Annotated in this window: 11 protein-coding genes and 1 tRNA gene; 7 read left to right on the plus strand and 5 right to left on the minus strand. The window is 67.0% G+C overall.

All coding sequences use genetic code 11. From position 1 onward, the window contains the following. Positions 1 to 93: 93 nt before the first annotated feature. Positions 94 to 588 (minus strand): transglycosylase SLT domain-containing protein, encoded by a 495-nt coding sequence (locus ACOMG5_RS16765; RefSeq protein WP_420344931.1) that lies wholly within the window; start codon positions 586 to 588, stop codon positions 94 to 96. Positions 589 to 1,649: 1,061 nt separating this feature from the next. Here ACOMG5_RS16765 and ACOMG5_RS16770 point away from each other — a divergent pair. Then, positions 1,650 to 1,853 carry a YgaP family membrane protein gene (locus ACOMG5_RS16770; RefSeq protein WP_420344932.1) on the plus strand — a complete coding sequence of 68 codons (204 nt, stop codon included), beginning with the start codon at positions 1,650 to 1,652 and terminating at the stop codon, positions 1,851 to 1,853. A 31-nt stretch (positions 1,854 to 1,884) separates the two neighbouring features. Here ACOMG5_RS16770 and ACOMG5_RS16775 read toward each other — a convergent pair whose 3' ends face one another. The 4 genes from ACOMG5_RS16775 to ACOMG5_RS16790 form a co-directional block, all read right to left on the minus strand. After that, entirely contained in the window at positions 1,885 to 2,712 is an 828-nt protein-coding gene (locus ACOMG5_RS16775) for a L,D-transpeptidase (RefSeq protein ID WP_420344933.1), read from the minus strand. 308 nt (positions 2,713 to 3,020) lie between these two features. After that, on the minus strand, positions 3,021 to 3,752 hold the full coding sequence (locus ACOMG5_RS16780; protein ID WP_420344934.1) for a rhomboid family intramembrane serine protease: 732 nt from the start codon (positions 3,750 to 3,752) through the stop codon (positions 3,021 to 3,023). Between the two features lie 39 nt (positions 3,753 to 3,791). Next, complete coding sequence (locus tag ACOMG5_RS16785; protein ID WP_420344935.1) at positions 3,792 to 4,202, minus strand: META domain-containing protein; 411 nt, start codon at positions 4,200 to 4,202, stop codon at positions 3,792 to 3,794. Positions 4,203 to 4,261: 59 nt separating this feature from the next. Then, positions 4,262 to 5,077 carry a MerR family transcriptional regulator gene (locus ACOMG5_RS16790; protein ID WP_420344936.1) on the minus strand — a complete coding sequence of 272 codons (816 nt, stop codon included), beginning with the start codon at positions 5,075 to 5,077 and terminating at the stop codon, positions 4,262 to 4,264. 121 nt (positions 5,078 to 5,198) lie between these two features. On the opposite strand from ACOMG5_RS16790, the gene ACOMG5_RS16795 reads away from it, so the two are divergent. The 6 genes from ACOMG5_RS16795 to ACOMG5_RS16820 all read left to right on the plus strand — a co-directional run bounded on the left by ACOMG5_RS16795 (position 5,199) and on the right by ACOMG5_RS16820 (position 10,548). Then, positions 5,199 to 6,476, plus strand: a complete 1,278-nt coding sequence (locus ACOMG5_RS16795) for a 4-aminobutyrate--2-oxoglutarate transaminase (RefSeq protein WP_420344937.1) — start codon at positions 5,199 to 5,201, stop codon at positions 6,474 to 6,476. 2 nt (positions 6,477 to 6,478) lie between these two features. Next, positions 6,479 to 6,943, plus strand: coding sequence for an Lrp/AsnC family transcriptional regulator (locus tag ACOMG5_RS16800; RefSeq protein WP_420344938.1), 465 nt, complete (start codon positions 6,479 to 6,481; stop codon positions 6,941 to 6,943). A 102-nt stretch (positions 6,944 to 7,045) separates the two neighbouring features. After that, entirely contained in the window at positions 7,046 to 9,004 is a 1,959-nt protein-coding gene (locus tag ACOMG5_RS16805) for a heme lyase CcmF/NrfE family subunit (protein WP_420344939.1), read from the plus strand. Beyond that, positions 9,004 to 9,453: a cytochrome c-type biogenesis protein gene (locus ACOMG5_RS16810; RefSeq protein WP_420344940.1), complete on the plus strand. Its 450-nt coding sequence runs from the start codon at positions 9,004 to 9,006 to the stop codon at positions 9,451 to 9,453. The genes ACOMG5_RS16805 and ACOMG5_RS16810 overlap by 1 nt, the downstream gene beginning before the upstream one ends. A 66-nt stretch (positions 9,454 to 9,519) precedes the next feature. After that, entirely contained in the window at positions 9,520 to 10,287 is a 768-nt protein-coding gene (locus ACOMG5_RS16815; protein WP_420344941.1) for an enoyl-CoA hydratase-related protein, read from the plus strand. 175 nt (positions 10,288 to 10,462) lie between these two features. Next, positions 10,463 to 10,548 (plus strand) — tRNA-Leu (locus ACOMG5_RS16820). Positions 10,549 to 11,296: the final 748 nt, after the last annotated feature.

Genomic DNA, 11,296 nt, shown 5'->3' on the forward strand with positions numbered 1-11,296 from the left:
GAGGGGTGGCGGCGGTTCTTCTCGCCGGCTTGCTGTTCGCGTTGAGCCCGCTGGCGCAGCGCCCGGCGCGCGTGCTGCGCGCGCCCGAATGAATCAGAGCCCGGCCTGGTTCAGCACGCCGCGGCGCTTGGCTTCGTAATAATAGCCGCGCGCGTACCAGCCGACGGCGGCATCTTCGCTGCCGTCGGCCACCAGCCAGGCGCCGCGCAGGTATTTGACCGCGTATTTCAGGTTCGTTTCCGCATCCAGCAGATCCTTGGCGGTGCCGTCATGGCCCATCGCCGCGGCGGTCCGCGGGTCGATCTGCATCAGCCCCATGTAGCGGCCGTTGCGCGCCTGCGGGTTGTAGCCGCTTTCGCGCTGCACCACCCGATGCACCAGGGTCCGGGGGACCTGATAGCTGTCGGCGTATTTGTTGATCAGGTTTCGCACATGCGCGGACTCGCCGCTGTTCAGCGGCAGTGCGTCGGGTTGCATGTTCTTCGAGGACGCATGGGGCGAGACGCCACAGGCGGCAAGAGCAACGACGGCGGTCAGCGACAGCAGAAGCTTGCGGTATTGCGGCATTGGGTGGGTTTCTCCACGCATCTATCCCTCGGTTGGGTCAAAGGGATAAGCGCGGGGATGGTGGATCTCAAAGTGTGCGGTTCATCGGTCGGCGAAGGTTCGCCGAGACGGATTCCCTCACTTTCCTGAATCTGTTGCCACCCGTGGCAGAACTGGTGTGCGTCCGGGTGGGGCATGTGGCGCTGCGGTAGTTGCGCGCGGGGCTATGGGGCGGGGTGCGTGAATGGCTGCCCTGCTTCGATCTGAGTTCCAGTGATGTATATGATTATATTATGATTTTCATAATTTTTGTTGATCCGTCGAATGTCCTGTGAGGCTTTATAGGTCTGTTCTTGGGGGCGCCGGGGGTTGACGCAATGTCACCTTTTTCTTGAAGAAATCGTGATCGGCATAAATCCGCCAAAACCGGCAGCGAAAACTTGCGCGCCGGGGATTTGGGGAGCGCGCTCTGCTCCACAGGGGCGCAGGGTGCCTTGTTTTACAGGCTGATTCTCATGGAAGCGCAGAGATAGAGGAGGCTTTTCGCCACGAAAGCAGCTCGCCGAGCCGTCGCCTCGTTGTCAGGGCAGGCGTCTTGCTGGCATGCGCGTTGAGGCAAGTCTTCGCGTGCGCCGCATCGTTCGAAGCCTGCTTTTTCGCGTGAAGGGCCCTGTGGCACTCGGACCGCGCCCCGATCCCGTGGGGCAGGTATCGCGGCCCTGGGTCTGATCTCGATGCGGGATTGCATTTGGTGCGCCATCCCGGACGTGGTGGAGCGGCGGCGGCGTCCCGCGCGGGTTTCAAGTCGCGCAGCAGTGTGGCATCCGTCGCTAGGAGAATTGCCTCCCGCGCGGGATGGCAAGCGGTCATCGTTCCAGCGAAGAAGGTCGCCTTGGCGGGCTATCCCGCCCGGTCAGGCACCCGCGCTTACGACGTCACGCCGCGTCGTGGCTTGTCTGGCTCTGAGGTTGTGGCTCCGCTTTACTGGAAGGCGGGCCCGGGTTTGCTGTCACGGCAAAGAGCGCCACATACATTCCTTATGTTGAATGCAACTGGGCGAGGTGCTACCCTGTTAACTGCGTTTCAACGGACGGAGTTTCCCGATGACACTCGATCGCGCGGTTATGGCTTTTGCGGGATCCATGGTGCTGCTCAGCGTTGTGCTGACGGTCTATGTCTCGCCGCTGTTCATCTGGCTTACGGTCTTCATCGGGCTGAACCTGATCCAGGCCGCCTTTACCGGCTTTTGCCCGGCCGCCTGGCTCTTCTCGAAGCTCGGCATCAAGGCCGGTTGCGCCTTTCAATAAGGGTGCGGCCCCGCAGCCGGGGCCGCCCTGATCAGTAGACAATCACCGGCGTGCCGACCGGAACGGTATCGAACAGCGCGATGACATGGTCATTGACCATCCGCAGGCAGCCGTTCGAGACCGCATGCCCGATGGACGAAGGCTCCGTCGTGCCGTGGATGCGGATCGAGGTGTCGCGCCCGTCCTGATAGAGATAGAGCGCGCGCGCACCAAGCGGATTGCCGGGGCCGCCGGGCATGCCGGCCTGGTATTTCTTGTAGGCGCCGGGATTTCGCTGGATCATCTCGGGGGTCGGCGTCCAGCTCGGCCAGCGCACCTTGCGCGCCACATAGGCCTTGCCGCGGAATTTCAGCTCATCCCGGCCCACGGCCACGCCGTAGCGCATCGCCTTGCCGGGGGCGACGACGTGATAGAGGAAATACTTGTCCGAGACGATGATGATCGTGCCGACGGCAAGCTCCGGGCGAACCGAGACCTCGGTCGGATAGTAGCGTTCCGCGATCGGCCAGCTGGTCTTCGGCGGCGGGTCCTTGATCGGGCGGACGGCGGGGGCCTTGGGTTTGGCCGGGACCGGGGCCGGCTCCAGAACGGCCGCCGCAGGATCCGCAACGGGGCCAACCGGCAGCGCGGCGGCCGGGAGCGCCGCGACGGGCGCCATTTCAGGAACCGCTATCGGCGCCGGATCGGACGGGGTGCTGGCATGCGTTTCGGCCGCGCTGATGCCGGGTTGGGCGGCGGGTGCTCCGGCCGCGGCAGGGGCGGGCGGGACGACGGCTGTCGCGTCCTGAGCCAGGGTTGCCAGCGGCACCGCCCCGAATTGCAGGACCGCCGCAGCGGTCAGAAGAAGTCGACGGTTCATCCCGGTCTCCTGTTCTCGTTGACGTAAGGCTAGCAAAGCCGATTTGCCGGCTCAATGTCGGAATTGCACGAATGCCATGCTTTCCGGCGCACGATGTGCGGAGCGCAGCACCTCGGAAGGCCCTTCCACGCCGATGCGCGCGGAGGGAGCGCGCCATCGCGGTCGGGCGAGAGTGCCAGCGTGCCCGGAGCTGAAAAGGCTGCCGCGGAGGTTCGTGCCGGCTTTGCCCATCTTCAGGCCCGGTGTCCCGACTGCTGTTGGTGAGGGGCAGGCCGGGAGCCGACGGGGTGCGGCGCGCCCAATAGCGTTTAGCGGCGGCGGCGCACCACCGGGATCGTGGTGCGGATATATTCGATATCGGGGTGGGGTGGCCGGCCATGGGTACGGGCCCAAAAGGCGGGCCCGCCGCGGCGCAGCCAGACTGGCGCGGCCAGCGCGGGCCCCGCTACGAAGCCGCCGATATGGGCGAGATAGGCGACGCCGCCCTCCGCCGCGGGGGTTGAGATCTCGCTGAAAACCTGGATGCCGAACCACAGGCCCAGCACCACGAAGGCGGGAATGGTGAAGATCCGGAAGAAGATGATGAAAATCACCAGCACATCGACCCGCGCGCGCGGAAACAGCAGCAGATAGCCGCCCATCACCGCCGCGATCGCGCCCGAAGCGCCAACCATGGGCACCTCGCTCTGCGGATCGGCCGCGATCTGGGCTCCGGCCGCCGCGAGCCCGCCGAGCAGGTAGAACAGCGCGAAGCCGAGGTGACCCATCTGGTCCTCCAGATTGTCGCCGAAGACCCAGAGAAAGACCATGTTGCCCAGGATATGCATCAGCCCGGCATGCAGGAACATATGGGTGAAAAGCCCGTGCAGCCAGGCGCCCTGGCTCACCGCCACCGGATAGAGCGCGCCCTCATACCAGAGCTGCTCCAGATTGCCGGCCCAGGGCGCGGTGAGCAGATAGACCAGCAGGTTGATCGCGATGATCGCCCGGGTCACCCAGGGGATGCGGGACGAGGGGTTGTGATCGCGGATCGGGAACATGCGCCAGCGTCCCCGATCGTGCCGCGCGCGTCAAGCGGGCTACTTCACCGCGCGGATCAGCGCCGCCCCGGCATCGTCGGTGAGCTCCAGCGTGCCATCGGCGAGCCGTGCGCCGGTGGTGCGCCCGATGGTGGAGTGGAAGGCGGTTTCGGCGGCCATCTGCGGATCCGGGCACATCATCCGCGTCCCGGCGAGGGCGCCGATGTGGATCTTGCCATTCTCCAGCTTCGCCGGTCCGGTGTAGCGGTTGCAGCCGGAGCTGCCCGCGATCATCCCGGGCTCCGGGCGCAGCAGCGTCACCTTCACGCCCTCGGGCACCGGGCTGCCGGCGATTTCGCGCACGGTCCATTCCATGTTCAGGCCCAGCAGCTCCAGCGGATCCGCGGCGGCCTTGTCCTTGCAGGCCGCCAGCGACAGGCAGGCGAGGGCGGTCAGGATCAGACGGTGCATCGGGGCTCATCCAGTGCATGCCCGCCCAATGTGGCGCGGGCAGGGGCGGGCCGCAAGGCTCAGAACGTGGGCGGGGTGTTGATCCAGATCACCACTGTGCGACCGTCGGCGGCATTGGCCCAGGCATGCGGGCGGCGGCTCTCGAAATAGATGGAATCGCCGGGGCCGAGCTCATGAAGCTCGGATTCGTCCAGCGTGATCCGGAAGCGGCCCTCCAGCACGGTGATGAATTCCTCGCCCTCATGGTCGTAGCGGCCATCCGAGGCGGCGCCGGGGGCGAGGATGAAACGGTGGCAGTCCATCTGCCGCCGCCCCTCCGCCAGAACCTCCACCCGCACGCCTTCGACGGGCATCGGCCAGACCCGCGCCGCGCGCGCCCGCACCACCGGGCTGCCCTCCGCCTCCTGCCCCGAAAGCCGCGAGACCGTGGTGCCGTAATATTGCGCCAGATCCGCCAGAGCCTTGAAGCTCACCCCCGCGCCGGTGCGCTCCAGCGTGGACAGCGCCGAGGCGGAGAGCCCGACCGCCTGCGCCACCTCGTCGAGCTTCTCGCCGCGGGCGAGCCGGGTGTGGCGCAGTGCGGCGCCCAGGGCTTCGTTGGTGATCGCGCCTTCGGGGGGCGGGGCCTCCGCCTCCAGCGTGGCGCGGATCGCGGCCGGGTTCAGCCCGGCTTCGCGGCGCAAAAAGGCGATGCGCTGCAGCCGCGCCACATCGGTGGCGGTGTAGAGCCGCTGGCCCGAGGCGCGCCGTTCCGGGGCGATCAGGCCCTGGGTTTCCCACAGGCGCAGGGTCGAGGCGGCAACCCCGGCGGCGCGGGCGGCTTCGGCCACGCGGAACATCGGGGCATCATCGGCGGAGAGGGATTTGTCTTGCATCCCGGCAGTCTACCCCTGCGCCAGAAAACTTTCCATTTTTTCTGCAAAGAATATTCTTGCAGAAAAAATGCAAAGTGAGATTGTGGGTCATCCCGAATCGCGCTTGCTTTAGGAGCCGCATATGACCGTCGAGACCTCTCCCGAACTCACCGCCCGCAAGAATGCCGCGATCGCGCGCGGCGTCGGCATGTCGACCCAGATCTATGCGGAACGCGCGGAAAACGCCGAGCTGTGGGACAAGAACGGCCGCCGCTTCATCGATTTCGCCGCCGGGATCGCGGTGGTGAACACCGGCCACCGCCATCCGAAGGTGGTGGAGGCCGTGCGCCGCCAGCTGGACCACTTCACCCACACCTGCCATCAGGTCTTCCCCTACGAAAACTACGTTGCACTGGCCGAGCGGCTGAACGCGAAGGTGCCCGGGGATTTCCCGAAGAAGACGATTTTCGCCACCACCGGCGCCGAAGCCGTTGAAAACGCGATCAAGATCGCGCGCCACTATACGGGGCGCGCAGGCGTGGTGGCCTTTGCGGGCGGGTTCCATGGCCGGACCTTCATGACCATGACCCTCACCGGCAAGGTCCATCCCTACAAGGCGGGCTTCGGCCCGATGATGAACGACGTCTGGCACCTGCCCTATCCGAATGCGCTGCATGGCGTGTCGGGCGACGATTCTTTCGCCGCGCTGGAGCGCCTGTTCAAGGCCGATGTGGATCCGTCGCGGATTGCCGCGATCATCCTCGAGCCGGTGCAGGGCGAAGGCGGCTTCGTGCCGGCGCCCGAGGGCTTCATGAAGCGTATCCGCGCGCTCTGCGACACGCATGGCATCGTGATGATCGCCGATGAAGTGCAGACCGGCTTCGCCCGTACCGGCAAGCTGTTCGCGATGGAGCATCACGGCGTCGCGGCCGATATCACCACCATGGCCAAGGGGCTTGGCGGCGGCCTGCCGATTTCCGCCGTGACCGGGCGCGCCGAGATCATGGATTCCTCGCAGCCGGGTGGCCTTGGCGGCACCTATGCGGGCAACCCGCTGGGCGTGGCCGCGGCCCATGCCGTGCTCGACGTGATCGAGGAAGAGGACCTGTGCAACCGGGCTCAGCGGCTGGGCGACCGGCTTAAGCAACGCCTGGCGGCGATTGCCGAAAGCTGCCCCGAGATCGTCGATATCCGTGGCCCGGGCTTCATGAAGGCGGTCGAGTTCGAGGTCGGCGGTGCGCCGAGCCCCGAGTTCACCAAGCGGGTCGTCGAGGAGGCGATGGCGCGCGGGCTCGTGCTGCTCACCTGCGGCGTCTATGGCAACGTGATCCGCTTCCTCGCGCCGCTCACGATCCCGGAGCCGGTCTTCGATGAAGCGCTCGATATCCTCGAGGCGGCCGTTCTGGCTGCGCGGGCCTGACCATGTGGGGCGAGGCGGGGAGCGAGGCGCATCTGGACGAAACCGATCGCGGGCTTCTCGCCGCGCTCCGGCGGGACGGGCGGGCCTCGGTCTCCGAGCTTGCCGCAGAATTCGGGCTGGCGCGCGCCACGGTGCGCGCCCGCATAGACCGGCTGGTGTCGCGCGGGGAGATCATCGGCTTCACCGTCCTCACCCGCTCCGAGGCGCCGCCGGCCGCGGTGCGGGCGGTGATGATGCTGGCCATCGAGGCGCGCGCGACCGACCGCGTAATCGCCCGGCTCCTGTCTCTGCCGGGGGTGGAGCAGGTGCATACCACCAACGGCCAGTGGGACCTGATGGCCGAGCTGGCCGCGCGGGACCTGGCCGAGATCGACGACACGATCCTGCATGCGCGCCGGATCGAAGGCATCCAGCGCACCGAAACCAGCCTGCAGCTCTCCACCCGGCGCCCGGCCGTGCGGCTCTGACACGACCAAGGTCGGATCTTCACGGCCGCGACATCGGCGCGCATCCGCCTTGGCCCCGCCCGCAGCCTCCCCTATGATCGGGGCAGGCACCGGAGGCACCCCATGACGGCAGAACTTGGCCATTTCGCGCTGATCCTCGCGTTTTGCGTGGCTCTGATCCAGATGATCGTACCGCTCATTGGCGCGCAGAAGGGCTGGGCGGGCTGGATGGCGGTGGCCGAACCCGCGGCCAGCGCGCAGTTCCTGCTGATCGCCGTGTCTTTCGCGGCGCTGACACAGGCCTTCGTGACGTCGGATTTCTCTCTGCTCCTCGTCTATGAGAATTCGCATACCGACAAGCCGATGCTCTATAAAATCACCGGCGTCTGGGGCAACCACGAGGGCTCCATGCTGCTCTGGGTGCTGATCCTTGCGCTGTTCGGCGCGGCGGCGGCCTGGTTCGGCGGCGCGCTGCCGCCCCGGCTGCGGGCGCGGGTGATCGGCGTGCAGGCGGCGATCGGGGTGGCGTTCCTCGGCTTCATCCTGCTGACATCGAACCCCTTCACCCGCCTGCCGCAGCCCCCGTTCAACGGCCGCGACATGAACCCGCTGCTGCAGGACCCGGGCCTCGCCTTCCACCCGCCGTTCCTCTATCTCGGCTATGTCGGGCTGAGCATGGCATTTTCCTTCGCGGTGGCGGCCCTGATCGAGGGGCGCGTGGATGCCGCCTGGGCCCGCTGGGTCCGGCCGTGGACGCTGGCCGCCTGGATTTTCCTGACCATCGGCATCGCGCTCGGCTCCTGGTGGGCCTATTACGAGCTCGGCTGGGGCGGGTTCTGGTTCTGGGACCCGGTGGAGAATGCTTCACTGATGCCCTGGCTGCTGGCGGCGGCGCTCCTGCACAGCGCCATCGTGGTCGAGAAGCGCGAAGCGCTGAAGAGCTGGACGATCCTGCTCGCGATTCTGGCCTTCGGCTTCTCCCTGATCGGCACGTTCATCGTGCGCTCGGGCGTCATCACCTCGGTGCACAGCTTCGCCTCGGATCCGTCGCGGGGGGTGTTCATCCTCGGCATCCTCGCGCTCTTCGTCGGCGGCGCGCTCACGCTTTTTGCTGCGCGGGCGGGCGCGATGCAGGCCAAGGGCGTGTTCGGGCTGGTCTCGCGCGAAAGCGCGCTGGTGCTGAACAATATCCTGCTCGCGGTCTCGGCGCTGGTGGTCTTCGTGGGCACGATCTGGCCGCTGGTCGCCGAAATGTTCTGGGACCGCAAGCTCTCCGTGGGCGCGCCCTTTTTTGATACCGCCTTCACCCCATTCATGGTGATCCTCGCCGTCGCGCTGCCGCTCGGTGCGATGATGCCCTGGAAGCGCGCGCAATTCGGGCGGCTGCTGCGGCCCTTGCTCCCGGCGCTGGCGCTGGCGCTGGCGGCGGCGGGGCTTGCCTGGACGCTGGAAACCGGGCGGCCGGTACTGGCGCTGGTGGCGGCGGGGCTGGGCGCCTGGCTGGTGGCCGGGGCCGGGGCGGAGCTCTGGGTCCGGGCCGGGCGCACGCCCGTGCGGCTGCTGCGTCTGCCGCGGGCGGATTGGGGCAAGGCCGCGGCCCATTCCGGCATGGGGGTGGTGATTGCCGCGGTGGGCCTTTTGATGGCCGGGCAGGTGGAGGACATCCGCGTCGCGCATGTGGGCCAGCCCTTCACCGTCGCGGGCTATGAAATCACGCTCGACAAGGTGGAGGACCATCCCGGCCCGAATTTCACCGCGACCGAGGGCACGATGAGCGTGCGCCGCGAGGGCCGCGTGGTGGACGTTCTGCATCCCGAAAAGCGGATCTACCCGGTGCAGGCGATGCCCACCACCGAGGCCGCGATCCGCAACGGCCTGTTCAGCGACATTTACCTCGTGCTCGGCGATCCGCAGGATGATGGCGGCTGGGCGGTGCGCACCTATATCAAGCCCTTCGCGAGCTGGCTCTGGATCGGCGCGGGGCTGATGGCGTTTGGCGGCGCCCTGAGCCTGAGCGACCGGCGCTACCGCGTCGCTGCGGGCGCCCGCCGTGCCGCCCCCGCGGCCCATCCGGCGGAGTGATGCCGATGCGCGCCTTCCTGCTGATGCTCCTCCTCGCCGCGCCCGCCTGGGCGGTCCAGCCCGATGAGATCCTGCCCGACCCGGGCCTGGAGGCCCGGGCGCGCGCGCTCAGCCAGGTCCTGCGCTGCCCGGTGTGCCAGGGCGAGAACATCGACGATTCGAACGCGGGCGTCGCGCGCGATCTGCGGCTTCTGGTTCGCGAGCGCCTTCTGGCCGGGGATACGAACGACGAGGTCCTGCAGTATGTGACCGATCGCTACGGTGAATATGTTCTGTTCAAGCCCGAGCAGAAGGGCGCGAACCTGATCCTGTACTGGCTCGGGCCGGCGGTGCTGGTGGCGGCGCTCGGCGGGGTGGTGCTGTGGCTGCGGCGGCGGCGCGAGCCTGCGGCGCCGGCGGCGCTGGACCCCGATGAGGAGGCCCGGCTGAAGGAGCTGCTGGGCAAGTGACGCGGGGTTCCGCTTTTCCTGATGCGGGCCTCAGTTAGTCTGGCGGCGCAAGGCAGGGAGGCCCCGATGACCGTACTTTACGATTGCACCGCCGGCGTGGCGGTGATCACCCTGAACCGACCCGAGGTGATGAATGCGCTGAACAGCCAGATGCGGCTGGATCTGCGCGCGGCCATTGCGCGGGCGGAGGGCGAGGCCCGGGTGATCGTGCTCACCGGGGCGGGCCGGGCGTTCTGCTCCGGGCAGGATCTGGAGGATGCGTCTTCCATCGAGGCGGTGGATTTCCAGCGCATCCTTTCGGAGGAATATGAGCCACTGCTGCAGGCGATCCATGACTGCCCCTTGCCGGTGATCGCGGCGGTGAATGGGGCGGCGGCCGGGGCAGGGGCGAACCTGGCGCTGTCGGCGGATGTGGTGATCGCTGCGGAAACGGCGGTGTTTTTGCAGGCCTTCACCCGCATCGGCCTGATGCCCGACGCGGGCGGCACCTACTGGCTGCCGCGTCAGGTGGGGGCTGCACGCGCGATGGGGCTCTCGCTCTTTGCAGACAAGGTGGGGGCGGCGCAGGCTGCGGCAATGGGCATGATCTGGGAGGCGCTGCCCGATGCCGGGTTCGAGGCGGGCTGGCGGGCGCGCGCGGCGCAGCTGGCGCAGGGGCCGACCCGGGCCTATGGCGCGGTGAAGCAGGCCCTGCGGGCAAGTTCGTCCAATGATTACGCGGCACAGCTCGCGCTGGAGGCGCGGCTTCAGGGCGCGCTTGGCGCAACCTCGGATTTCCGCGAAGGAGTTGCGGCCTTTCTCGAGAAGCGCCCCGCCCGCTTTGAGGGGCGCTGAATACGCTGCGCCCATGCGGCCGCGTCTGGGGGGCGCCTGCGCCCGGGCGCGGCGGCATGCTTGCCTGATGGGCGTGCAAAAAGCGGCGTTGTTTCTGGAAATATGATTTCAAATCATGTTATTGGGATGTTTCCGGGTGACTGTTGCCAGAAAACCGCCTAAAGCGGCTAAGGCTGCGGACGTGATGGAATCGGTAGACATTGCAGACTTAAAATCTGTTGGGCTTTGCCCGTGCGGGTTCGAGACCCGCCGTCCGCACCAGGTTTTGCCGCTTTGGCGCAGCTCTGCACATCGGCCGGAATTGGCGCGATCTTTCGATGCGTCGCCCTGCGAGCCGGGGCATTCAGGGGGAGCGGCCGCGGGCGAAGATCTCCTCATTCCGCGCTCGGGCGGCTGATGCTGAGCGTTCGATGATGAGACGGGCGGCGGAGCGGGGATAGGGTTATCGGACCAGCATGAAATCTGGCCTTTGAAGGTGGGAAGCGTCGTATTTTCTGTTCGTGTTGTGGGAAGGCGCTACCATCGTGATCCGCTCCATGGCGCTCAAGCGGGGTTACCTGCGCTCGGGAGGCGGAAAGGACGCCAGGCCGACAACAGCCCGGATGTCGGTTTTCGTCGAATATCCTTCACTCATGCGCCCATGGTACACGCGTCCGGGATTTTGACATTACCGAAGACGTCTCGTCTGAAATCTGCGCGGCACCTGGATGTGCCATCGGCCGCGAACCGATCGCAGATCGGCAGGTCGCTCGGAGCTTGTCGCGCAGCCTGTGCCGACCGCGCGGATCGGATGCCGCGGCCAGCCGGTGTCATTTTGGGGAAAGGTTTGGGCTTAATCGATCACGCCCTCCGGCACCACGGTCCCGAGCGGTAGATCGGATGGCGATGGATTGGGTGGCTTGAGCCCCCCCCGAGAATTGGACAGTTACGGAAGCTACGATCTGACGTCTGCTGATCTCCACACCCGAGGAGATCAGGGCATGTGGAAACGCAGGAACCGCGATGCGGC

Origin of the sequence: Paenirhodobacter sp., assembly GCF_041916475.1 — a bacterium.
Classification (GTDB): domain Bacteria; phylum Pseudomonadota; class Alphaproteobacteria; order Rhodobacterales; family Rhodobacteraceae; genus Rhodobacter.